Origin of the sequence: Vibrio toranzoniae (assembly GCF_024347655.1) — a bacterium.
Classification (GTDB): Bacteria; Pseudomonadota; Gammaproteobacteria; order Enterobacterales; family Vibrionaceae; genus Vibrio; species Vibrio toranzoniae.
In genome coordinates this window covers 2,413,988-2,437,645 of the sequence record NZ_AP025514.1, presented here as the reverse complement: position 1 = coordinate 2,437,645, position 23,658 = coordinate 2,413,988, and the positions used below count along the sequence as shown (strand labels likewise).

Genomic DNA, 23,658 nt, shown 5'->3' with positions numbered 1-23,658 from the left:
CACTAAAAATTAAAAAAATATCAGTATATTCCTGCAATAACGACATTAAAACGATGAATAAAGGATCTTCTATGAATTTTACTAAGTCTTTACTGGTGCTCTCTATCGGCGTGGCGATGGTTGGCTGTGGCTCGGATAGTGACGATATCACGGTGACATGTGATACCGCGGATTCTTGTACCAAGTTTACGGTTTTGCATACTAACGATAACCATGGTCGTTTTTGGGAGAACAGTAAGGGTGAGTATGGGATGGCGGCTCGTAAGACGCTGATTGATAGTATTCGTGAAGAAGTTACTCAAAATGGTGGTGAAACGATCCTATTGTCTGGCGGTGATATTAATACCGGTGTGCCTGAGTCTGATATGCAGGATGCCGTCCCTGATTTTGTTGGTATGAACCTTCTCGGTTACGATGCGATGGCATTAGGCAACCATGAATTCGACAACAGCTTAGATGTACTAGACATGCAGGCTGAGTTGGCTGACTTCCCTATGCTAGCGGCGAATATTTATATAAAAGATGGAGACACAGTTACTGATGAACGCCTTTTCTCTCCATATAAAGTATTTACCATCAATGGGTTAAAAATTGCGGTTATTGGCTTAACGACCAAAGACACAGCGAAACTTGTTAATCCTGATAATGTCGCGACGATTCACTTTGCTGACCCACAAGTCGAAATCAAGAAAGCGATACAAGAAATCGAGGCCAATGAAACGGTCGATCTGATTTTTGCTACGACTCATATGGGGCACTACGCCGATGGTCAGCATGGTAGTGAAGCGCCTGGCGATGTATTGCTTGCTCGATCCCTAGAAGAAGGGCAGCTAGATGCAATTATTGGTGGGCACTCTCAAAATCCAGTTTGTATGGAAGGCAATGAATACGCAGATTTTAATCCGGGAGATGATTGTAAACCGGACCAACAAAATGGTACTTACATCATGCAAGCTCACGAGTGGGGTAAGTATGTAGGTCGAGCTGACTTTGAATTCTATGACGGTAAATTACATTTAGCGAAATACGCTCTGGTTCCGGTGAACTTAAAAGAGAAGGATGAAAATGGTGATTATCAGTTTATCCAAGCTGAAATTGAACCAGACTCAACTGTGATTGCGACGCTTTCTGCGTATCAACAGCAAGGACAAGAGTTGCTTGATGAGGTTATCTCGAACACAGATGCGAAGCTTGAAGGTGAGCGTAATGTGGTTCGAACTGAGCAAACTAATCTTGGGCATTTGTTAGGGGAAGCTTATCGTACATATAAGCTAGTGAATGCTGATTTTGGTGTGATGAACTCTGGTGGTGTACGTGATTCAATTGCAAAGGGAAAGGTGACGTATCGCGATGTGTTGACGGTGCAACCTTTCGGAAACTTCGTGACCAAAGCAACGATGACAGGGGCTGAGGTGAAAGCGTATTTAGATGTGGTTGCGACGATGACTGCGGGTTCTGGTGCTTATGCTCAACTCGACAACATTAGCTTAACCGTCGACTGTGATTTGAGCGATGTGACTATTCGAGATATCAACGGTAAAGGCTTTGATCTAGCAGATACTTACACCTTCTCTGTGATCAGTTTCAGCGCGGCTGGTGGTGATGACTATCCTGTAATTGATGTTGAATCGACTCAAATGACAGACGCCTCCGTACTGCGAGAGTTTTTTGTCAATAACCCTCAAGTGAAAGCTGACGATTATGCTCCAGTGGACGGTGAACTCATCTATAGGAGCAATGGCGTAGACGTGAAAGGTTGCCCTGCGAACTGATTTTTAAGAAGGCCCTGAAGACAATAGCCAGCGAATCGCTGGTTATTTTTTTATAAAATTTAGTGAAATCAAACGCTAGATAAACAGCGCCTTATAAGCTTGCTCAATCCCTTCAATCAACATCTGCATACCGATAACTGCGAGTATCAACCCCATCATTCGAGTAATCACGTTCAGTGCGCTTGGCCCTACGGCTTTCACGAAGCGTTCGCCGAATACAAATAATACGTAGGTTAAGGTGCACAGAAGACCAAAGGCGACGATGGTTATTATGGTTTCGTAAATGCCTTCAGTGCTGGCGAAGTTCATCGCGGTGGCTATAGTGCCGGGGCCGGCCAGTATTGGCATGGCTAAAGGTGATACTGCGATGCTTAGCGCTGCGTCTCTTTGGGCGTCTGAATTTACTTTCTCTTTCGCTTTGGCGTGTGTTGAGTCGCCTTGAAGCATGTGGAAGCCAATCAAAAAGACCAGAATACCGCCCGTGATGCGCAGTGCGTACAGCGTGATACCAAAGAGATCGAAGATCAGTTTGCCAGAGAGCGCAAACGTACTGACGATGACGAATGCGATAAACACTGAACGGAAGGCGATGGACTTGACCGTTTCCCTATCATTGTCACCGGTTAATCCAAGAAAGATTGGCGTATTAGCGATTGGGTTCATGATGGCAAAAAAGCCCATGAACACGGTAATGGTATGAATGATGAGCTCTTTCATATTATTCCTTTGAAAAGATGCAGTTAAATACCAATGGTTGGTGTATTTAATCTTAGATACAAATAATTATTAGAAATAGATAGTAGAGCAAGTGTGAATAAAAAACAGCCAGCATAAGGCTGGCTGTTTGGTTTAGTGATAGGTGTAGAGTTTTGGTCGTGCGTTATTGCGAGTTTCTCAATTAACAAGCTCTACAAAGGCTCTATATGACAGGCCGACTATAGAGCTCGTTTTGTCGCTATGCGTTTTGAGATTCGCTTACTGCGACAGCCAATGCAACCGTAGCACCCACCATTGGGTTGTTACCCATACCGATGAAACCCATCATTGCGACGTGAGCCGGAACAGAAGAGCTACCAGCGAACTGAGCGTCAGCGTGCATTCTGCCCATGGTATCTGTCATGCCGTAAGACGCAGGGCCAGCGGCTACGTTGTCTGGGTGTAATGTACGGCCTGTACCGCCGCCAGAAGCAACTGAGAAGTAAGGCAAACCTTGGCGAGTGCGCTCTGCTTTGTAGATACCAGCAACAGGGTGTTGGAAGCGTGTTGGGTTGGTTGAGTTACCCGTGATACTCACATCCACTTCTTCTCTGTGCATGATCGCAACGCCTTCACGTACATCATCAGCGCCGTAACACAAGATCTCTCCACGAGGCCCTTGTGAGAAGCGGCGACGTTCTGTTTCAACTAGCTCACCCGTTTGGTAATCAAATTGAGTGCGAACATAAGTAAAGCCATTGATACGAGAGATTAAGTATGCGGCATCTTTACCTAGACCGTTTAAGATAACTTTCAATGGTGTTTTGCGTGATTTGTTCACGTTCAGCGCAATCTTGATCGCGCCTTCTGCTGCTGCAAAAGACTCATGGCCTGCAAGGAAAGCAAAGCAGTGACTCTCTTCATTCAGAAGGCGAGCAGCCAGTGCGCCATGGCCGATACCGACTTGGCGTTGCTCCGCAACACTGCCGGGTTTTGTGAATGCTTGAAGGCCTTCACCAATGATATTCGCCGCTTGTTCTGCGTTGTTCGCTTTACGGAACAGAGCCAATGCTGCACCAAGAGTGTAGGCGTCAGCTGCGCTTTCAAATGCGATAGGTTGAGTGTCCATCACTAATGCTTTTGGGTCGACATTGTGTGATAAACAGTATTGGTTTGCTTGCTCTAAAGAGTCGAAGTTCATTTCTGCCAATACGCGAGTTACTGATTCATTAAATTGAGTGTTCATCATATCTTTCCTCTTAATTGGCAAAATTATTGTTGGCGTGGGTTAATGGTGGTCACGGCTTCGTCGAAGCGACCATAAGTCCCTGTCGCAAGGTCAGCAGCTTCGTTCGCTGGTATGCCTTGGTTAATCGCCTTCATCATTTTGCCGAGGTTGAGATATTCGTAGCCAATCACTTCGCTGTGATCATCAAGCGCAAGCTTGGTCACGTAACCTTCTGCAAGCTCTAGGTAACGAACGCCTTTCGCTGAGGTTGAATAGCTGGTGCCGACTTGGCTGCGCTGTGTTTGACCTAAGTCTTCCAACGCTGCGCCGATCTCTAGGCCGCCTTCAGAGAAAGCAGACTGAGTTCGACCATAAACAAACTGCAGGAAGATCTCGCGCATCGCTACGTTGATAGCATCACATACTAAGTCAGTATTGAGTGCTTCAAGGATGGTTTTTCCGGTGAGGATTTCAGCGGCCATCGCGGCAGATTGCGTCATGCCTGAACAACCAATCGTTTCGATTAGCGCTTCTTCAATGATGCCGTTTTTTACGTTAAGAGTCAGTTTTGCAGCACCTTGTTGTGGTGCACAAGTGCCAACACCATGGCTTAAGCCAGAAATAGCGATGACATCTTTTGGGCTAACCATTGCGCCTTCAACTGGAATTGGAGCTGAATTGTGAAGATCACCCCTTTGAATAGGGCACATTGATTGAATTTCTGAAGAGTAGTGCATAATGTTTTCTCACTTATAGAGCCATTTAAGACCTAGGGCATTGAGAAAACAGGACGTGTTGGAAGAGGTGCGGTTAATTCACTACAGATCTTGAGTATCGATAATCCAAAGGTGTCATGGATCTTGGTCTTAAAAGACTAAGTCCATTTCAAAATGGAGGAATAGCGATACGTCCAACAGTTTTACCTGTTTTCGATTCTGTAGGAGTCATTAGCACTGTTCGGAAAGAACGGGCGGTTGAAGCAAAAGCTTAGGTGGAACCCCATCACCTGATGGCTATAGATTAGATCTTTATCACACTTTCATGCAAGCGAATGTTTAGAGCAATTTCGACTATAAACAAGCTTCATTATATTTCGATAAGTATAAAAAAACGCCAATAACGAACTCTAATTAGAGGCGTCATTGACGTTTTTTAGAAAGGTATCAGCTAGTTAAGCTGCATCTTCTTCTGCGTCTTCAACAGCTTCAAGCTTCTTAGCTTTTTTCGGAGCTGGTTTACGCTTAGCACCTAAAGCGTAAAGAACTTCTTCTTTGTTCTTCGCTAGGTACATTGCAAGTTCTTCTTGCTTGCCTTCATCTTCAACTAAATCGCTTTTGCCTAACAGTTCAAAAAGCTCATCAGCCATATCCAGCATTTTGTCGTATGCGTCAGCTTCGGCTTTAGAGGTAAAAGTCATTTTCTCTTCTCCGTTGCGTTCCACCACGTACTTGACGATAACAGCCATGGTTAATCCTCTAAGTTTGATAAATTTTACTGGCTTTTTATACAGTTTCTGATGCTAAAAGTCCAGTTGGAGCCCGAACTATGCGGCCTCAATCTTGATGTGTAGCCCAGTCTTCACAATAACTCATGAAAGATTTCAGTAGTGGGCTTTGATATTTGTCTTTATGGACCAGCATCCAGAATCGACGTTTCATGTCGAGTGGTACATCAAGTGCTTTCACTCGGCCTGAATCAATCGCGCGTTGTGCCGCTAGACGCGATAAGCAGGCAAAGCCCAGACCTGCAGAAACAGAGTTGATGATCGCTTCGGTGGTGTTGAGCTCAAATGATTCATACCAGTGCTCGATTCGCGGTGCAACGGCACGCAAGAAAAACTCACGTGTACCTGAGCCTGATTCGCGCAATATCCAATGACTGTCTTCTAAATCATGCAGAGCAACTTTGTCTTGTGAAACGAGAGGGTGTTGATTACTAACGATAATACACATCTCATCGCTACTGAACTGGCTAGATATCAATTCAGGGTGGAGTGTTTTTCCTTCAATTAGCGCGATATCCAGTTCATAATCCACCAACTTTTGGCAGATCAGCGCACTGTTTGAAATGAACAAGCTCTGGTCTTGATGTTGAGTTCGTTCGCGAAAGCCAGAGAGAATAAAGGGCGCAACCTGATTACCAATCGTGTCACTCGCGCCAACCTTGAGATTACCACTTAATGGTTGGTCATCACGGAACAAAACATCGATGCCCGCAGCTCGGTGAAGTATCTCATCAGCCAAAGGAAGTAACTTTTGTCCCTCCTGATTGAGAATTAATCGGTTGTTAATCCGGTCAAATAGAGAGTGACCCAGCTGCTTTTCCATTTCGCCCAGCGCCATGCTGACAGCAGCCTTAGATAAAAACAGTGCTTCCGATGCGGCGGTAAGCGTCGAATGCTGGGTAATGGTGACAAACACTTTGAGTTGTTTGATTGAGATATTAGCCATCAGGTTCCTAGTTTTACGCTGCTGGTGGAAAGGGTTGTTCAGTATTGGTGAACACTTGTTATATATAATTGGATATTGTTTAACGAAGCGCAAGCGTATTATGGCTTCAACAAGCTGATGAGTTCACAAGTTTAGTGAATTAAGTTTAAGAGAGGCTGACATGATTCAACGTATTAAATATAGATTAACAGGAGCTCCAACACCCATGGCAGGGTTAGCACTAGCAATCGCAAGCTTAGGCTGGTGCTGGGATGGCGTTTTAGTCGCACAAGGTATTTTGCACACTCCAGGCTTAGTTCAGTGGATCAGTGCAGGTATTGCAGCGGTATTGCTTCTTGTTTTAGCTGTGAAATTTTTGATTCATGGTCACCTATTGCGTGAAGATCTTGCTCACCCTGTTGTTGGCAGTGTAGTACCAACATTTGCTATGGGGTGCATGGTGGTATCAGCGTCTTTGGCGCCAATATCTCAATTCTTACAAGAAGCGATGTGGTTGGCCTCTGTGGCTTTGCACGTTGTGTTTCTAGTGAGCTTTTTGTACCACAGAGCTAAAAACTTTGAGATTCACCACATGGTGCCAAGTTGGTTTGTGCCGCCGATTGGTATTATTGTGGCTGACGTGTCTTTCTCTGGTAATCCAGTTTTAGAGCCAGTAGCGAACGCGACTTTGGTATTCGGTTTATTGGTTTACGCTGTGATGCTACCACTAATGGTTTACCGTTTGATCTTCTCTCACGAAGTGCCAGATGCAGCAAAACCAACGATTGCGATTATGGCGGCACCAGCGAGTCTATCTTTGGCGGGTTACTTAACCGTTACTGCTAGCCCTTCACCAGTGATCATTGGTTTACTCTTTGGTATTGCAGTGTTGATGACGTTTATTATCTACATCGCGTTTTTCAAACTACTTCGTCTGCCATTCAGCCCAGGCTATGCAGCGTTTACTTTCCCAATCGTGATTGGTGCAACAGCGTTATTTAAATTGGCGGCTTGGATGCAAGTACAAGGTGTTGAAGCTCGCTACATCAGCCAAGTGTTCAATCTAGCGTATCTAGAACTGATTGTGGCAACCTTAGTCGTCGGTTATGTCGCCGTTCGCTATTGCATTAACTACAAACCTCATCGTGTTTTAAGTGCGGTAGCGGGTAGATTGTAAAGGGCAATAGTTCAAAAGATAAACGGAGCTTAAGTTTTCAGTATTTCATAAGCTTATATTCCTCATTCAAACTCAGCACTTATGCTAATCTGGCAGTATATTGTGGCAAGATTAGCGTGAGTGCACTTTGTTTACTGTTTACCATTCCAATAAAGTTGATACTTTAAAAATTCTTCTCGTTCACTTGATCAAAAGTGACCCTTTAGCCAATCCTTTCGAAAAAGAGCAAATTCTGGTTCAGAGCCCAGGTATGTCTCAATGGCTTAAGATGGAACTCGCCAAAGAGTTTGGTGTAGCAGCAAATATTGACTTTCCTCTTCCAGCAACCTTCATTTGGGATATGTTTACCCAAGTGCTTCCTGATGTACCGAAACGCAGTGCTTTTAACAAAGAAGCGATGACGTGGAAGCTAATGAGTTTGCTACCCGCTAAGCTTGACCACCCTGATTTCTTACCCTTACAGCGCTATCTTGAAAACGACGAAGATGATTCAAAGCTGTATCAATTAGCTGAGAAAATTGCTGATATCTTTGATGGTTACTTGGTATATCGACCTGAGTGGATGGCGATGTGGGAAGCGGGCGAACCCGTTACAGAATTGATTGATAGTGAAGGGCAGCAAGAGCACCCTTGGCAGCCCATTTTGTGGAAAGCACTCTATGATCAAACGCTGTCTCAAGGCCAATCAAAGTATCACCGTGGTAACTTGTATCACGATTTCATTGAAGCGTTAGCCAATCAACAAGGTCAACTGCAGCACCTACCTAAACGCTTGTTCGTGTTTGGTATTTCGTCACTGCCTCCTCGTTACATGGATGCGTTGAAGGCACTTGGTGAACAGATTGATGTTCACCTGATGTTTACCAATCCTTGTCAGCATTACTGGGGCGATATTCGCGACCGTAAATATTTGGCAAGAGTTGAAGCACAGCGTCGTAAGCAGTTTGCGTTGGTTGATGGTTTACCTCAGCTAGAAGATGAAGTGTCACCTTTGAAAGATGGTATTGAAGCCAACGTTGAAGATGAACTGCACACCAGCCAAGCCGTGGGTAATAGTTTGCTTGCGTCTATGGGTAAGCTGGGCAGAGATAACCTGTTCTTGTTGTCTCAATCAGACAGCGAAGAGCATGAATTCTTTATTGATGTTGAAAGAGACAGTCTGCTGCATCAGCTACAAGCCGATATTCTTCAGTTAGAAGAACACCAAGACGATCACATCTTAGATTCCAGCAACCACAAACAGGTGGTTGAGCTGGGTGAGCGCTCGCTGACTGTGCATGCTTGTCACAGCCCAATGCGCGAGGTGGAAGTTCTTCACGATCAGCTATTGGCGATGTTCGATGCCGATCCAAGCCTAAAACCACGCGATATCATCGTAATGGTGTCTGACATCAATGCTTACAGCCCTGCGATTCAGGCGGTATTTGGTAATGCTCCGGGTGAGCGCTATATCCCTTACTCGATCTCGGATAGAACGGCCGATCAAGAGAGCCCAATTTTGACCGCGTTCATGCAGTTGGTCGCGCTACCAAACACGCGCTGTTTAGCTTCTGAACTTCTAGAGTTATTAGAAATCCCAGCGATGATGGCACGCTTCGGTATTGATGAGTTTCAATTCGAGCAAACTAAGCAGTGGGTTGAAGAAGCGGGTATCCGCTGGGGCGTCGACTCGTCTACGGCGACCGAATTTGACTTGCCTGCCACCGAGCAAAATACTTGGTTGTTTGGTATTCAGCGAATGCTACTGGGCTATGCGATGTCTGACTCGGCAGGTTTGTTTGAAACTGAACACTCTCCAATCGCGGCTTATAATGAAGTTCAGGGCATTAACGCCGAACTTGCTGGTAAGTTAGCGCACTTTATTGGCCGTATCGCTCATTACCGTCAGCTCCTTGCTGAGACGCAATCTATCGATATGTGGCGTGAAACCTTGCTGCAAATGATTGATGATTTCTTCGCCGTTGAGCTAGAAGGCGAGGTGGTGCTTAAGTCGATTCGTGATGCGCTTTCCCAACTGAATGAACAGCTTGATGATGCCTTGTACGAACAAGAGCTATCGCCAAGCATCATCTATCAGTACTTAAACAATAAACTATCGGGCGCGCGTATTAGTCAGCGTTTCTTAGCGGGGCAAGTTAACTTCTGTACCCTGATGCCGATGCGTTCTATTCCGTTCAAAACTGTTTGTTTGTTAGGTATGAATGATGGTGTTTACCCTCGATCAATGCCGCCAGAAGGGTTTGACCTAATGAACGGGCGCACACGACCGGGTGACCGTTCTCGTCGTGATGATGACCGCTACCTATTCTTAGAAGCGATGTTGTCGGCGCAAGAGTGCTTGTACATCAGTTATGTCGGTCGCTCGATTCAAGATAACACTGAGCGAGTGCCCTCGGTATTGGTTTCAGAGTTGATTGAGTACTGCCAGCAGAACTACTGCCTAAGTGAAGACCAATCACTACCAAGTGATGATTCTGGTATCAAACTGACTCAAGCGATCAGCTTTGAGCACACCATGACCCCGTTTAGCCCGGCAGCCTTTACACAAGGTGATGAAAGTCATGTATTGAGCTACGCCAAAGAATGGCTTCCTGCGGCTAACCGTTCCGGTGAACGCAGTGGTGAATTCAATCGTGCGTTGGATGACTATTTGCTTGGTGCGACTTATCCGTTAGAGCTCGATCTGGTTGAGCTGCAGCGTTTCTGGCGCTTGCCAGTGCAATACTTCTTTAATCGTCGCTTAAAGGTAGTGTTTGAGCCGCCACTTCCTGTAATGGAAGACGATGAGCCGTTCGTGCTTAATGGCTTAGAAAGCTTCCAACTTAAAGATGCTCTGCTGCAAGTATTGCTGGATAACCCAGAAGGGGCAGATGAAGCGGTTCGCTTGTTTGTTTCTGAGCAAAAAGCCCAAGGTCGATTACCGGTTGGCGCCTTTGGTGATATTGAATTTGAGACTAACCGTGTCCAAGCGGAAGACTTAGCCAAAGAGATTCGATTTGTGAGTGGGCAGCCACAGCAAGATCTTGAGATAAATATTGAGTTTGATGTGCTAGGCGAGGGCAAACCGGTTCGTTTGATGGGTTGGCTTACTCAAAACTATCAATCAGGCTTAGTGCGCTTCCGTAGCGGTAAAATACGCTCTCAAGATTACTTGGCAGCGTGGATTGATCATCTATGTTGTGCAGTCATGGGGCAAGGGAAAACGACTCATATTATTGGCTATGACAGAAAAGAAGGTGTGGTTCACCAAACGTTACAACCGATTGCTGATGCGCAGCAAGCAAAGAGTTTATTGGCTGAGTTAGTTCGACTGTTCTATCAAGGTATGACTGCACCACTGCCTTACTTCCCGAAAACCGCATTGGCCGGCGTTGAAGCGGGCTTTAGCCGTGGTAAATGGGTCGATGATGAAGAGAAGTCTCTGAAGAAAATGGCCGATACCTTTAATGACAGCTTCGCCTTTACTGGCGAGGGTCGAGATACCTACATCTCACGTATTTGGCCTAAGTGGGACGATGAGCTGGCTGCTGAGTCGCGTATGTATTCAACGCTTGTGTTACAGGCGGCAAGGTTGGCGGCTGCCGATCTGGAAGATCAGGAGTAAGTGGTTGTGATCGATAAGATCAATCGCGGGTGCGCTGAATTAATGAATGACGAAAGAGAGTTGCTGGTCAGCATTTGGGGTGCTTGCTTTCAATGTGAATGGAATCAAGGTGAAGAGAAGCAAGGTACAGGAAATAAAGTGGCCGCCAGTAAATCATTATTAGTGTAGGGCGTTCGCTGTACGGCCACAGGTCAGAGGGACCATTATTCTGTGGTTCAAAGTAACGCATGAGTATAAAACTCGAATCGCGCTCCTGAACTCGTGGGCGCATAGTAGCGAGGCGATCTGAATTGATCCGTGAGAGAGATCGCACTAACTATTAACAAATCAGCGTAGGACGTAAATTGAATGACATTTTCTACGCTAGGTCACATTTGTAACAGACTAATTTATCAGAAGGCAGTAAGGTATGACGACCACAAGCAGTGTTCAGGTAATCACTCCACAGACACTCGATACCATGACGTTTCCACTTCATGGTGCGCGTTTAATTGAAGCATCAGCAGGTACGGGTAAAACATTCACCATTGCTGGCTTGTATTTGCGCTTACTGCTCGGGCACGGCACGGCTGCACCGCAAGGTGATCTGAACGAAGCCACCCGACACCATGAACCGTTAACCGTAGACCAAATTCTGGTGGTGACCTTTACTGAAGCGGCAACTGCAGAGCTGCGAGATCGTATTCGTGCCCGAATCCATGATGCGCGCATTGCGTTTGCTCGTGGTCAAAGTGACGACCCAGTGATTGCGCCTCTGTTGCAAGCCATCGATGATCATGCTGGCGCTGCGAAAACACTGCTCAATGCCGAAAGGCAAATGGACGAGGCTGCTGTCTACACCATTCATGGCTTCTGTCAGCGAATGTTGACTCAAAATGCCTTCGAGTCCGGAAGCCGTTTCGATAACGAATTTGTGACCGATGAAAGCCATCTGAAAGCGCAAGTGGTTGCCGATTATTGGCGTAAGCAGTTTTATCCGCTACCTATTCAACTGGCTGGTGAGGTTCGTCATATCTGGGGGTCACCGGCTGCATTATTAGCAGACGTAAATCGTTATCTGACAGGATCGCCGCTGAAATTGACGGTAGATGCTATGTCGGGTGATTTGCAAACTCTGCACAACCAGAACCTAGACAAAGTGAAGCAGCTCAAAGCGCTGTGGTGTGAATTTGAAGCGGACTTTTTGGCTTTGATCTCAGGTTCAGATGTGAACAAGCGCAGTTACACCAAGAAGTCTCTGCCGACATGGCTAGAAGCGGTCACAGCATGGGCGCAGAGCGACACCCATGATTACCAGTTCCCAGACAAATTAGAGAAGTTCTCGCAAGCCACTTTAATCGAGAAAACACCGAAAGGCACCGCACCTCAGCATGCCGTTTTCGAAGCGATTGAAGATTTCTTAAATCACCCAGCCGACTTGAAAGCTCCGTTATTGGCACATGCGATTACCCATTGTCGAACTATGCTCGCTAAGGCTAAACAGCAAAAGCAGTGGTTATCGTTTGATGACTTGCTGACTCAGTTATCTGCATCGATTGATGTCGATGAGCAATCATTGCTGGTGGAAAGAATTCGCACACTCTACCCGGTTGCGATGATCGATGAATTCCAAGATACCGACCCGCTGCAATACAGTATTTTTAGCCGAATCTATCTCGATAATTCGCAGTGCGGCTTGTTTATGATCGGTGACCCGAAGCAGGCTATTTATGGCTTCCGTGGCGCAGATATCTTTACCTATATCAAGGCGAGAAACCAAGTTAGTGCTCACTACACCTTAGGGACTAACTGGCGTTCAAGTGCCGATATGGTCAGTGCAGTAAACCAAGTGTTTATGAATTCGGACAGCCCGTTTATCTACGACCAAGACATCCCATTCTTACCCGTAGCTGCCAGTCCATCGGCCGACAAACGCCAATGGGTGATGAACGGAGAAACTCAGCACGCACTTACCTTTTGGCTGCAAGAGGCTGAAGACAAGCCGTTACCAAAGGGCGAATATCATAAGGCGATGGCTGAGGCGACGGCGAGTCAAATTCAAACCATTCTGACCGCTTCTCAAAACCAGCAAGCTTATTTTGATAACGGCAAAAAACAACATGCCGTGAATGCGGGTGATATTGCTGTCTTGGTTCGAACCGGCAGTGAAGGCCGTCTAATCAAGAACGCCCTGTCTGAACAGGGTATCGCGAGTGTGTATTTGTCGAACCGAGACAGTGTGTTCACCAGCTTAGTAGCGCAAGATATTCAACGCCTGCTACAAGCGGTGCTGACACCTGAAAATGATCGTGCATTGCGCGCGAGTTTAGCCTCTGAGTTGTTTGCTCTGGATGCGGCTTCATTGGATGAACTCAACAACGATGAAGTGGTGTGGGAAAACGTCGTTAACGAATTTCGTGAGTATCGTAAGTTGTGGCTACAGCGTGGCGTGCTGCCAATGCTGCGCAGCGTGATTAGCAAACGACATCTCGCGGAACGCTTACTGGAAGAAGAAAATGGTGAGCGCTCACTTACTGATTTGATGCACATAGGCGAATTGCTGCAACAGGCAAGACAAGAGCTCGATAGTGATTATGGTTTGCTGCGCTGGCTAGCAGAAGCGATATCAGATGCTCAAAATGGTTTAGGCGGCAGTGAAGATGACATTCAGCGTCTTGAATCAGAGAGAAACTTGGTTCAAATCGTTACTATTCACAAGTCGAAAGGTTTGGAATATGACTTAGTATTCTTGCCATTTGTTGCGAGCTATCGAGAAGCTAGCGAAGGCAAATTCTACGACCATGATTCAGATACCACAGTACTGGATATTACGGGTAGTGACAGTGCCTTAGCTCAAGCCGATAAAGAGCGACTAGCGGAAGACTTGCGTTTGATTTATGTAGCGCTGACTCGTGCCGTTTATGGCTGTTTCATTGGTATGGCGCCACTGCGTAAAGGGCGTTCAACCAAAGAACCGACCGGCGTGCATTTAAGTGCGATGGGCTATTTGGTTCAAAACGGTCAAGAACAAGGTATTGCTGAATTACATCAGGCTCTTGCAACCATTGAGGGCAAGAACTCCAGTGTGTTGTTAGCCGAAACACCAACCGCTAACGAGCAAGTGTTTGTACAAACAGAGCAAGTGAGTGAAGACTTACATGCGAACGAGCTAAAGGCTTCAATCGACCGAGCTTGGCGTATCACCAGTTATTCGGGGCTTGTAAAGCAAGGCAGCCATGGTGCTAGTCATGACGCGACCATTGAGGTGTCTGGCTTCGATATTGATTCGGCTGATGAGCAGGATGAGTCTGAGTTGATCGAACCTGAACGCTCTATCTTTACGTTCCCACGTGGTGCTCGCCCAGGTACTTTCTTACACACCTTGTTTGAGGATGTTGAATTTACCGAGCCAGCAACCAGCGAACAAAACACGCAAATCATCACTCACTTATTAGAGTCTGAACAATACGAATTAGAGTGGTTACCTGTGCTTCAGCAACTGGTCGATACCGTTCTTAACACAGCATTGGATGGTAAAAGCTTAAAGCTAAGCGAGAAAGATTCGACGCAACGCTTAGTTGAGATGGAGTTCTTACTACCGATCGAAGTGTTAGCCGCATCGGAATTGAATCAAACCATTCAATATCATGATCCGCTATCCGCTAAAGCGGGCGACCTAGGTTTCCAAACCGTGCAAGGTATGCTGAAAGGCTTCATCGATTTGGTGTTCGAGCATCAAGGTAAATACTATGTACTCGACTGGAAATCGAACCACTTGGGAGATGATGTTGCCGTATACCATGGTGAAGCATTGAAATCGGCGATGGCCGACCACCGCTATGATCTGCAATATCAGATCTATGCATTGGCGCTGCACCGCTTTTTACGTAGCCGCGTTGCCAATTACAGCTATGAACAACATTTTGGTGGTGTTTATTACTTGTTCTTACGAGGAATGGACGGTCAATCTCAACAAGGTATTTTCTCAGCGAAACCAACACTGGCGTTACTTGATGAAATGGATCAATTGATTGACGGTAAAGTGATAGATAGACGTTCAGCACAATTGAATGACAATGAAACTGGACAGATGGGGCTTCTATAATGACAACAACAACCACTAATACCAGCATAGAAGCTGCGAACACAGTAAAGCCAGTTTCACTTATTCCTGAGCAACTTATGGATGTACTCAAGTTCCTTGCGGATAAGGGTTCTATTCGTCAGTTGGATTATCAATTTGCCCGTTTTATTGCTCAGCAAGCCACGAGTTGCTCTCAAGAGATCGGCTTTCTTGCTGGGGTAGTGAGCCATGAATTAGGCAAAGGACACATTTGTACTCAGCTTATACAAGCTCAAACAGCAGACCTTGCCCAGTTACTCGGTTTGTACGGTGAAACGGCGCTGCAATTGAACCAGAAATTGTTAGGCATTGACTGGGTGACGGTACTTCAATCATCTAACCTCGTTGGCACAACCAATGATTGCGTTAAGCCGTTGATGTTTGATGGGCAGCGTGTCTACTTACAACGCTATTGGAACTATGAAGTCGTGTTGGCTGAAACGTTAAACCGTTTAAGTAAGCCAGTCGAGTTCAATATTGAACAGAAAAAGGCGCTGACTGAAACACTCAATCAGCTCTTTGCACGCAGCTATCATTTTCTGTTTAACGCCTTAGCGAAGGCTGAAGCAAACCAACAAACGTCTCAGGTATTACGCCAACAGCTGGTGTGTGATCATCTTGATATCGTCGATGAGCAACCTCTGAATTGGGGCGCAATTGACCAAGCGATTGTACAAGCCAAGCAAGTGACAGACCTAGATGTTCTAGACAGCTTGGTACCGTTATCGGCATGTTTGAACTGGCAAAAAGTAGCGGCAGCCGTGGCGTTGAGTCGTCGCTTTGCGGTGATTTCTGGTGGGCCGGGTACTGGTAAAACGACCACGGTAACTAAGTTGCTTTCGGCTATGGTCGAGCAATCACTCAGCCAAGGTAAAACACCGACGATCAAGCTGGTGGCACCAACGGGTAAAGCGGCGGCGCGTTTAACCGAGTCGATTGGTAAAGCGATTGAGCAACTGCCTTTAGCGCCTGAAGTAAAAGCCAACATACCCACTGAATCGAGCACTTTGCACAGGCTGCTTGGCGCGATTCCTAATCGTGCTGAGTTTAGACATAACCGACGTAATCCACTTCACCTTGATATCTTGGTGGTGGATGAAGCTTCTATGGTCGACTTATCCATGATGTATAAACTGGTGGATGCACTCCCTGAACACGCAAGGCTGATTCTGCTTGGGGATAAAGATCAACTCGCTTCCGTTGAAGCTGGCGCGGTGTTGGGTGATATTTGCTCATTTAACTCTGCCGGTTACAGCAGCGCGCAAGGCAATTTGATTGCGGAAATGACAGGCTTTGATGCGATAGCTAAACCAAGACAAGTCAAAACAGGAGCGGTTAATCCTCCTGCGATTGCAGATAGCTTGTGTATGCTGCAAAAGAGTTATCGTTTCGATGCGCGTTCAGGTATCGGACAGTTGGCAAAAGCAATCAATAACGGCTCGGCTAAGCAGGTCGATCAAGTGTTTGCCAAAGGATTTGGCGATATTGAAAATCATCCTCTATCAAGCGATAGCTATAACTTGATGCTGCGTACTTTAGTCAATGAGTATGGTGCGTATCTGAACCGAATGAACGTGCCGTTAGAAGAATTAGAAACTCAGGAAGCGAGAGCTAAATCGGTGCTCGACTTGTTCAGCCAATGTCGATTGCTGTGTTCCATTCGTGAAGGTGACTTTGGTGTTAAAGGCCTCAACCAGCGAATCGAAAGAGCACTTGCCGCCAGACGCTTGGTGAATCCACACAACGATGAGTTGTGGTATCACGGACGTCCTGTAATGGTAACGCGTAACGATCATGGTTTGGGTTTATACAATGGTGATATTGGTATATGTATGCTTGAATCTGATTCGAGTCATTCTGATACAGCACCTAGATTGAAGGTTTATTTTGAATTGCCGGATGGCAGCGTGAAAGCGGTGTTACCAAGCCGAGTCCCCGATCATGAAACGGCTTATTCGATGACGATACACAAATCTCAAGGTAGTGAATTTGATCTGACCTTAATGATCTTACCACCAGATTTTAGTCCAATTTTAACACGAGAGCTTATCTATACCGGTATTACACGAGCGAAGAAACGACTGATGATGTTCAGTGATACGAATGTATTGAAGCGTGGTATTAAGGTGAAAACAGAGCGAGTGAGTGGTTTAGGCAGTCGCTTAACCAGCTAACGAAGATAGATACTTGGCGAAAGTGTTTAGGAGAGTCAAGTGACCAAATTGCAGGGGGGATAGCGTATACATAAAGCAACCATCCTTGGTTGCTTTGAGCGTTATTAGGAATCAGAGCTTAAAAACGCTCGAGTAAACGATATATGGTTTATCTTGTACTTTGCTTGGCAATTCAAAATAAACTCTTTAAGGTTCTCACTCACAGGGAACACGCAGTGTACGTCTAGCCCTTCTAAGAATTGGTTGTCGGCCATATCCCAAAAACTTTGCAGCGAGTTACAAACAATGGTTCTCATATCAATGGTGCTCTTTTTGCTGTTTATATCAACGAGCAGAGCTATTTCTAGCGTGCTGACCGTCAACGGGTATAGCAATCCGTGCAGTGACCACCTTAATTAACTCGATACGATTATCAAGATGGTAATCCAATTAAAATTATTTGTTAATATCATTAAAGCGGCTAAATACTATACAATTATACGTGTGAGTGAAAGTGCATATTTGTTAAAAATTGCACAGCAAACGATTACATTTGCAATTATTTTAATGAGAAAGTGTGACTAGCATCTGAAAGTTTCACTGAACGTCTAGGGCTAGAATTTTTGAATTCCGTTGATAGTTGTACAAACCTTGTTTCTTCATCGGCAACTCGTCGACACCTATTTCGTAAAACCCTTGTTCACGAAACCAATGTAGGCTATGTGTGGTAAGAACAAAAATCTGGTCGATATCACGAGATTTGGATTGATGACGCATGTAATCCAATAGTAACTGGCCACGGTTTCCATCTCGATAGTCAGGGTGGATAGCCACACAGGCCATCTCTGCCATGTGATCTTCTGGGTAAGCGTATAGTGCAGCGCAGCCAATAATCAGTCCGTCTTTCTCGATAATAGTAAAGCGATGGACTTCTTGCTCTAACTGCTCTCTTGAACGACGAACGAGGATGCCTTGTTCTTCAAGCGGACGAATGAGGTCAAAGATACCACCGATATCATCAATCTGAGCTTGTCTTACTTGTTCGGCACTCGCCATGACCACTTGGGTTCCAATACCGTCGAAAGAGAACAGCTCTTGGATCAATGCGCCATCCACTTTGTAGCTGATTAAGTGACAGCGAGGCACACCTGCGTGGCAAGCGGAGATAGCTCCCTTTAAAAAACGCAGCGTTCCGGTACTCATGTCTTCTGTCGGGTTCTGAGATTCCGTTAAGCGTTCTAGAATTTGTTTCGCGTCTTTAGGGAAAAGTTCGGCGAGGACATTACCGTTTTCGTCAGTTACACCTTGTTCGGAACAAAAACCAATCAGCTTGTCTGCCTTTAGGCGAATTGCAACTTGGGTCGCGACCTCTTCTGAAAGCAGATTAAAGCTTTCGCCGGTGACTGAACTGGCAATCGGGCCAAGTAATACGATGGAACCTTGGTCGAGTGTGCGATTAATCCCTTCAATATCGATTCGACGAATACGCCCACTATGACAGTAGTCTGTGCCATCATCCACGCCTAGCGGTTGAGCGGTGATAAAGTTGCCGCTCATCACATTCAGTTGAGTGCCCGCCATTGGGGTGTTGTTCAAGCTCATTGAAAGACGAGCGGTAATAGCCAGCTGTAATTGGCCTGCAGCCTGCATCGCGACACCCAGAGAATACTCGTCAGTGACCCTAATATTCTTGTGATAAGGCGTATGGCAATCTTGTTTTACCAACAGTTGGTTTATCTGAGGTCTTGCCCCATGAACAAGAACTATCTTGACTCCAAGGCTGTGGAGTAAAGCTATATCATTAATAATATTGCCAAAGTTTTTAGCGGCAACGGCTTCGCCTCCCAGCATAATTACCATAGTCTTGCCACGGTGAGCATTTACGTAAGGGGTTGATTGTCTGAAACCTTTTACTAGCGCTGTACTTCTTAATTTCACAGAACAAGTCCATTTTGTTTATTTATTCGATAATTTAGCATTTAAATTCAAATTTAAACAACACTTTTTGGAATAAAGCGCAAACTATTCTTATCTAGACTTCATTATATAAACGGTCTCAGTGTAGAATATGCATAGCATCTTTATGAGTAGTTACCGAATGCAACAAGCTCCAGCAACAAAGAACAAGATCGATGAGATAACCACAGGCCTTTATAGTAAGGAAGAACAGCGAAACCAATCTAAGTTAAAGCGTAAGATCATCGAGCGTTGTCTCATGGTTTTGGCTTTGGTAGGTTCGTTCGCAGTGGTGTCACTTTTTGGTGATGTGATCACTCGATTGCAAGATTCAGTAACGCCAAATCACTTGCTTTATGGTACTTGGGTAGAACAAGATGTTGCGCATTATGCGACGGATGAGTTTGTGTTAAATGCTAATGGTGTATCAATGGCGGGTTCTATTGTTGCAACTTACTTTGAGTTTGATGGTAACTACTTCGAATATAAGGCGGGCGATCAAACGTATCGTTTCCGTATGACCAATTCCGACAACACCGAAATGATGCTTGATTCGGATAGTCACTATAATCCTGTATTTCGCCTTAAAGGCCATATCGATCACTCGGTCCGATAGGTTATCTTATTGTAAACTCTTACAATCTAAGATTGTGTTATCTGATTGTTTTTGTCATCCTCGATGCATAGAATTTTTAGGATGACTCTTGTGATTAAAAAATGGCTTCCCCTTGTTGCCGCCTCTCTACTATTTGGCTGTGCTCAACCAACCGATCGTGCTCAACAACACCTTGATGATGAATTTCCCCGTACTTTAAATAAGATCGATCAGGTTCAATCCAACAAGCCAAGAGACTACACCGCATTTGCTGAACAAGCTGAAATGGTGGTCTCCAAATCTCCTTCGATGGCGAAAATCTACGAGCCGCTTTATCAACAGCTCAATGAGTGGGCAATGCTGAGTGGTGATCCAAGCGAGTTAGCTAATTTCGGTGTTCAAACCGCGCAACTCGGTGGTGGAGATAAGCAAGGTAATGTCTTATTCACGGGGTATTTTTCTCCAGTAATGGAGCTTCGTCATGAAGCGACTGAAGAATATCGTTTTCCTGTTTATGGGCTTCCTAAGTGCGATAAAGAGTGTCCAACTCGCGCAGATATCTACAACGGTGCATTAGAAGGCCAAGGCCTTGAGTTAGGTTACTCTGCAAACCGTATTGACCCATTTATGATGGAAGTGCAGGGCAGCGGTTTTGTGCATTTTGGTGATGATGACACCTTGCAGTATTTTGCTTATGCGGGTAAGAACAACAAGGCTTACGTGAGTATTGGCCGAGTTTTGATCGAACGAGGTTTAGTTCCGCGCGAAAAAATGTCATTAAAGGCAATCAAAGAGTGGGTATTGGCGAACGAGCCTGAAGTGGTCAAAGAGCTGCTTGAGCAAAACCCGTCTTTTGTGTTCTTTAATGCAAGAGATGATTTGTCGGTAATGGGAAGCGCAGGCATTCCACTGTTACCAATGGCTGCGGTAGCGGGCGATCGCTCACTCTTGCCTATGGGTACACCAATTCTGGCTGAGGTTCCGTTATTAAATGCAGATGGTACTTGGAGTGGTGCACACCAATTAAGGTTGTTACTGGTTTTGGATACGGGGGGAGCGGTTAAGCAGAACCACTTAGATCTCTACCACGGTATGGGGCCAAGAGCGGGTACTGAAGCGGGGCATTACAAACATTTTGGTCGTGTATGGAAGTTGGGTTTAAATGGTAGCGCAACCGAAGCGCCTTGGGCTTTGCCTCCTGAAAAGATCGAGTAAAGCCTAATAGAATAGGGCTGTTAAAGTGATTCGCTAATCCCCTAGACTTTTTATTCAAGAGTGCGTATAAAACGCACTCTTTTCTTTTTCTCAGAAATAAATTGGCGGCAACCATGCGTGAATTGACCACTCCAGCTTCAGAAAACTATGACCAACGATTTGGTGGCACTCGTCGCCTATATGGCAATAGTGAAGTCGACATACTTAGAGCTGCACATGTGTGTGTGATCGGTATTGGTGGTGTAGGTTCATGGGCGGTTGAAGCGCTTGCTCGTACGGGGTTAGGTGAGCTGACGTTGATCGATATGGATGATGTGTGTGTGACTAACATCAACCGTCAAATCCACGCAATGTCGGGCACTGTCGGTAAGAGTAAAATCGAAGTGATGGCTGAGCGCGTTAAGCTGATTAACCCTGAGTGTAAAGTTAACCTGATTGATGATTTTATCGGCCCTGACAATCAGGCAGAATATCTATCGAAAGAGTTCGATTTTGTTCTTGATGCGATTGATAGCATGAAAGCTAAGGCTTCGCTGCTGGCGTATTGTCGTAGTAACAAAATCAAAGTGATCACCACTGGTGGTGCGGGTGGCCAAGTCGACCCGACTCAAATCAAAGTTGCCGATTTGACCAAGACGATTCAAGATCCGCTAGCGAAAAAACTGAAAGGTACGTTGCGTCGTCATCACAACTTCCCTACAAATCCAGCGCGTAAGTTTGGTATTGATTGTGTATTCTCAACTGAACAGCTTAAATACCCGCAAGCTGACGGCAGTGTGTGTGCTGCGAAAGCGACAGCCGAAGGTCCAAAACGCATGGATTGTGCGACGGGGTTTGGTGCTGCAACTGTGGTAACGGCGACGTTTGGTTTTGTGGCTGTTTCGCGTATTGTCGAAAAGATCATTCAAAAGCATACTAAGTAACTCGTTATTGTTCGTTTCATAATAATTTACTGGATATTAAAATGATGTCATTCCCAAGCTCTCCATTCGGCACTGAAATTACCAGTGATGATATTGTCGCGAAAATGCAGACATTCAACGGCTGGGAAGACCGTTATCGCCAAGTGATTCAATGGGGTAAGAAATTGCCTAACATGCCTGATGAACTGAAAAGTGAGCAGGTATTGGTGTCTGGTTGTGAAAGCCAAGTGTGGTTAGTTTCCCAGAACATCGACGGTGTTTGGTATTTTTTCGCCGATTCAGATGCGCGTATCGTTCGTGGTCTGATTACATTAGTAATGGCTGCTTTTGATGGTAAAACGTCACAACAAATTCAAGTGTTCGATATTGATGGTTACTTTGAACAGATCGGTCTAATCACCCATCTAAGCCCATCTCGCGGTAATGGATTAAAAGCGATCGTTGCTCAAATCCAAGAGCTAAGTGTTTAACATTTCTTAGAAGTACAAAATATAAAAAGGGTTGGCGCTAAACGCCAACCCTAAATAATTTCGCTACTCGCTACTCGCTACTCGCTACTCGCTACTCGCTACTCGCTAAAGCATATCAACGGCTTTTTCTATCGCCGCTATGAGCCTTTCGACATCATCCATATTGTTGTAAATGCCAAACGAAATTCGCACGGTTCCTTTTACGTTGAGCGCATCCATTAATGGGTGTGCACAATGGTGACCAGCACGAACTGCGATACCTTGTTGATCCAATAGCGTTGCAATATCTTGATGGTGAACACCGTCCATCACAAAAGTAATCACACTTGAATTAGATTTATAACCAAGGATCTGGATATCATCCAATTGATTGAGCGCTTGATAGGTTTTCTGTTGTAGCTGGTGGATGTGTTCTTCCACGTCTTTTGGGTCAAACTGATGTAACCACTCTATTGCGGTACTTAAAGCAATAGCGCCTGCGACATTGGGTGTGCCTGCTTCGAACTTGCCAGGTAGTTCAGAAAAAGTAGTGCCAGAGAAAGAGACGCGCTCAACCATTTTGCCACCGCCATGCCAAGGTGGCATCGCTTCGAGTAATTCAAGCTTACCGTAAAGCACACCAATACCTGCAGGGGCATAGAGCTTATGCCCAGAGAATACGTAGAAATCTGCACCTAAAGCCGCTACATCAACAGATTCATGAACAATACCTTGCGCGCCATCGACCACAACAATGGCATTCATCGTGTGTGCTTTCTCTATCACTTGTTCAATCGGCTGACGAGAACCCGTCACGTTGGTTATCTGAGCTAATGCAACAATCTTGGTACGTTCATTTAAGAGCTTATCAAACGCAGTTAGGTCAAATTCGCAATCCGATGTCATTGGTACTTTTATGACTTTAGCGCCGGTTTGTTCTGCCACAATTTGCCAAGGCACGATGTTGGCGTGATGCTCCATTTCACTCACTAAGATCTCATCGCCATGCTGAAGAGTGCTTCTTGCGTACGTTTGAGCAATGAGGTTAAGTGCTTCGGTGGCACCGCGAGTCCAGATAATTTCCTTTGAAGACGTAGCGCCAATAAACTGAGCGACCTTGTCTCTTGCTGCTTCAAATTGACTGGTTGCTTGCGCGGTTAAGCTGTGGCTACCACGGTGAACATTGGCATTTTGCTTAGAGTAATATTGGCTAATGGCATCAATAACCACCTGAGGTTTTTGCGTCGTTGCCGCGCTGTCTAAGTAAATCAACGGTTGTTGGTTGACGGTTTGTGATAGCGCAGGAAACTGCTCTCGGATGTGATTGATATCAAGCATCTATTCTTACCTAAAATCTTG

18 protein-coding genes and 1 riboswitch are annotated in these 23,658 nt (G+C 45.5%); of the genes, 10 read left to right on the top strand and 8 right to left on the bottom strand.

Annotation, left to right across the window (positions count from 1 at the left end; all coding sequences use genetic code 11):
• The first annotated feature begins 71 nt into the window (after nucleotides 1-71).
• Entirely contained in the window at nucleotides 72-1,772 is a 1,701-nt protein-coding gene (ushA, locus tag OCU50_RS10945) for a bifunctional UDP-sugar hydrolase/5'-nucleotidase UshA (RefSeq protein WP_060468474.1), read from the top strand.
• A gap of 75 nt (nucleotides 1,773-1,847) precedes the next feature.
• On the opposite strand, the gene OCU50_RS10940 is transcribed toward ushA, so the two are convergent.
• From OCU50_RS10940 to OCU50_RS10920, 5 genes are all read right to left on the bottom strand, one after another.
• The gene (locus OCU50_RS10940) at nucleotides 1,848-2,489 is read right to left on the bottom strand and encodes a MarC family protein (RefSeq protein WP_048663700.1); all 642 of its coding nucleotides are present in this window, start codon (nucleotides 2,487-2,489) and stop codon (nucleotides 1,848-1,850) included.
• 238 nt (nucleotides 2,490-2,727) lie between these two features.
• Entirely contained in the window at nucleotides 2,728-3,717 is a 990-nt protein-coding gene (locus OCU50_RS10935; RefSeq protein WP_017631946.1) for a GGGtGRT protein, read from the bottom strand.
• Nucleotides 3,718-3,740: 23 nt separating this feature from the next.
• The gene (locus OCU50_RS10930) at nucleotides 3,741-4,433 is read right to left on the bottom strand and encodes an iron-sulfur cluster assembly scaffold protein (protein WP_060468473.1); all 693 of its coding nucleotides are present in this window, start codon (nucleotides 4,431-4,433) and stop codon (nucleotides 3,741-3,743) included.
• Nucleotides 4,434-4,627: 194 nt separating this feature from the next.
• Nucleotides 4,628-4,712, bottom strand: a riboswitch (Fluoride riboswitch).
• Between the two features lie 155 nt (nucleotides 4,713-4,867).
• A complete protein-coding gene (locus tag OCU50_RS10925) occupies nucleotides 4,868-5,161 on the bottom strand; it encodes a YebG family protein (RefSeq protein ID WP_008223840.1) in 294 nt (97 codons plus the stop codon).
• 88 nt (nucleotides 5,162-5,249) lie between these two features.
• Nucleotides 5,250-6,146 (bottom strand): LysR family transcriptional regulator, encoded by an 897-nt coding sequence (locus OCU50_RS10920; protein ID WP_060468472.1) that lies wholly within the window; start codon nucleotides 6,144-6,146, stop codon nucleotides 5,250-5,252.
• Between the two features lie 160 nt (nucleotides 6,147-6,306).
• Between OCU50_RS10920 and OCU50_RS10915 the strand changes: the two genes are divergently transcribed.
• The 5 genes from OCU50_RS10915 (at nucleotide 6,307) to recD (ending at nucleotide 17,182) form a co-directional block, all read left to right on the top strand.
• Nucleotides 6,307-7,302, top strand: coding sequence for a TDT family transporter (locus OCU50_RS10915; protein ID WP_060468471.1), 996 nt, complete (start codon nucleotides 6,307-6,309; stop codon nucleotides 7,300-7,302).
• 127 nt (nucleotides 7,303-7,429) lie between these two features.
• The gene (gene recC / locus OCU50_RS10910; protein ID WP_060468470.1) at nucleotides 7,430-10,906 is read left to right on the top strand and encodes an exodeoxyribonuclease V subunit gamma; all 3,477 of its coding nucleotides are present in this window, start codon (nucleotides 7,430-7,432) and stop codon (nucleotides 10,904-10,906) included.
• 6 nt (nucleotides 10,907-10,912) lie between these two features.
• Complete coding sequence (locus OCU50_RS10905; RefSeq protein WP_167346765.1) at nucleotides 10,913-11,074, top strand: hypothetical protein; 162 nt, start codon at nucleotides 10,913-10,915, stop codon at nucleotides 11,072-11,074.
• Between the two features lie 241 nt (nucleotides 11,075-11,315).
• Nucleotides 11,316-14,990, top strand: coding sequence for an exodeoxyribonuclease V subunit beta (gene recB / locus OCU50_RS10900; RefSeq protein ID WP_060468469.1), 3,675 nt, complete (start codon nucleotides 11,316-11,318; stop codon nucleotides 14,988-14,990).
• Nucleotides 14,990-17,182, top strand: a complete 2,193-nt coding sequence (gene recD / locus OCU50_RS10895) for an exodeoxyribonuclease V subunit alpha (RefSeq protein WP_060468468.1) — start codon at nucleotides 14,990-14,992, stop codon at nucleotides 17,180-17,182. Before recB ends, recD begins: the two co-directional genes overlap by 1 nt.
• 104 nt (nucleotides 17,183-17,286) lie before the next feature.
• Here recD and OCU50_RS10890 read toward each other — a convergent pair whose 3' ends face one another.
• The gene (locus OCU50_RS10890; protein ID WP_082710347.1) at nucleotides 17,287-17,478 is read right to left on the bottom strand and encodes a hypothetical protein; all 192 of its coding nucleotides are present in this window, start codon (nucleotides 17,476-17,478) and stop codon (nucleotides 17,287-17,289) included.
• Between the two features lie 280 nt (nucleotides 17,479-17,758).
• Nucleotides 17,759-19,099 carry an amino-acid N-acetyltransferase gene (gene argA / locus OCU50_RS10885; RefSeq protein WP_060468467.1) on the bottom strand — a complete coding sequence of 447 codons (1,341 nt, stop codon included), beginning with the start codon at nucleotides 19,097-19,099 and terminating at the stop codon, nucleotides 17,759-17,761.
• A gap of 160 nt (nucleotides 19,100-19,259) precedes the next feature.
• On the opposite strand from argA, the gene OCU50_RS10880 reads away from it, so the two are divergent.
• The 4 genes from OCU50_RS10880 (at nucleotide 19,260) to csdE (ending at nucleotide 22,320) form a co-directional block, all read left to right on the top strand.
• Nucleotides 19,260-19,733, top strand: a complete 474-nt coding sequence (locus tag OCU50_RS10880; protein WP_060468466.1) for a DUF2850 domain-containing protein — start codon at nucleotides 19,260-19,262, stop codon at nucleotides 19,731-19,733.
• A gap of 81 nt (nucleotides 19,734-19,814) precedes the next feature.
• Nucleotides 19,815-20,927, top strand: coding sequence for a murein transglycosylase A (gene mltA / locus OCU50_RS10875; RefSeq protein ID WP_060468465.1), 1,113 nt, complete (start codon nucleotides 19,815-19,817; stop codon nucleotides 20,925-20,927).
• Between the two features lie 113 nt (nucleotides 20,928-21,040).
• The gene (gene tcdA, locus OCU50_RS10870) at nucleotides 21,041-21,850 is read left to right on the top strand and encodes a tRNA cyclic N6-threonylcarbamoyladenosine(37) synthase TcdA (RefSeq protein ID WP_060468464.1); all 810 of its coding nucleotides are present in this window, start codon (nucleotides 21,041-21,043) and stop codon (nucleotides 21,848-21,850) included.
• Nucleotides 21,851-21,891: 41 nt separating this feature from the next.
• Nucleotides 21,892-22,320, top strand: a complete 429-nt coding sequence (gene csdE, locus OCU50_RS10865) for a cysteine desulfurase sulfur acceptor subunit CsdE (RefSeq protein ID WP_060468463.1) — start codon at nucleotides 21,892-21,894, stop codon at nucleotides 22,318-22,320.
• A 105-nt stretch (nucleotides 22,321-22,425) separates the two neighbouring features.
• On the opposite strand, the gene csdA is transcribed toward csdE, so the two are convergent.
• The gene (gene csdA, locus OCU50_RS10860; RefSeq protein ID WP_060468462.1) at nucleotides 22,426-23,637 is read right to left on the bottom strand and encodes a cysteine desulfurase CsdA; all 1,212 of its coding nucleotides are present in this window, start codon (nucleotides 23,635-23,637) and stop codon (nucleotides 22,426-22,428) included.
• Between the last annotated feature and the right edge of the window lie 21 nt (nucleotides 23,638-23,658).

What these genes read in the sequence shown, in the direction of transcription:
- ushA (WP_060468474.1), top strand. Translation starts at nt 72, where the DNA reads ATGAATTTTACTAAGTCTTTACTGGTGCTCTCTATCGGCGTGGCGATG.
- OCU50_RS10940 (WP_048663700.1), bottom strand. Translation starts at nt 2,489, where the DNA reads ATGAAAGAGCTCATCATTCATACCATTACCGTGTTCATGGGCTTTTTT.
- OCU50_RS10935 (WP_017631946.1), bottom strand. Translation starts at nt 3,717, where the DNA reads ATGATGAACACTCAATTTAATGAATCAGTAACTCGCGTATTGGCAGAA.
- OCU50_RS10930 (WP_060468473.1), bottom strand. Translation starts at nt 4,433, where the DNA reads ATGCACTACTCTTCAGAAATTCAATCAATGTGCCCTATTCAAAGGGGT.
- OCU50_RS10925 (WP_008223840.1), bottom strand. Translation starts at nt 5,161, where the DNA reads ATGGCTGTTATCGTCAAGTACGTGGTGGAACGCAACGGAGAAGAGAAA.
- OCU50_RS10920 (WP_060468472.1), bottom strand. Translation starts at nt 6,146, where the DNA reads ATGGCTAATATCTCAATCAAACAACTCAAAGTGTTTGTCACCATTACC.
- OCU50_RS10915 (WP_060468471.1), top strand. Translation starts at nt 6,307, where the DNA reads ATGATTCAACGTATTAAATATAGATTAACAGGAGCTCCAACACCCATG.
- recB (WP_060468469.1), top strand. Translation starts at nt 11,316, where the DNA reads ATGACGACCACAAGCAGTGTTCAGGTAATCACTCCACAGACACTCGAT.
- recD (WP_060468468.1), top strand. Translation starts at nt 14,990, where the DNA reads ATGACAACAACAACCACTAATACCAGCATAGAAGCTGCGAACACAGTA.
- OCU50_RS10890 (WP_082710347.1), bottom strand. Translation starts at nt 17,478, where the DNA reads ATGAGAACCATTGTTTGTAACTCGCTGCAAAGTTTTTGGGATATGGCC.
- OCU50_RS10880 (WP_060468466.1), top strand. Translation starts at nt 19,260, where the DNA reads ATGCAACAAGCTCCAGCAACAAAGAACAAGATCGATGAGATAACCACA.
- mltA (WP_060468465.1), top strand. Translation starts at nt 19,815, where the DNA reads ATGACTCTTGTGATTAAAAAATGGCTTCCCCTTGTTGCCGCCTCTCTA.
- tcdA (WP_060468464.1), top strand. Translation starts at nt 21,041, where the DNA reads ATGCGTGAATTGACCACTCCAGCTTCAGAAAACTATGACCAACGATTT.
- csdE (WP_060468463.1), top strand. Translation starts at nt 21,892, where the DNA reads ATGATGTCATTCCCAAGCTCTCCATTCGGCACTGAAATTACCAGTGAT.
- csdA (WP_060468462.1), bottom strand. Translation starts at nt 23,637, where the DNA reads ATGCTTGATATCAATCACATCCGAGAGCAGTTTCCTGCGCTATCACAA.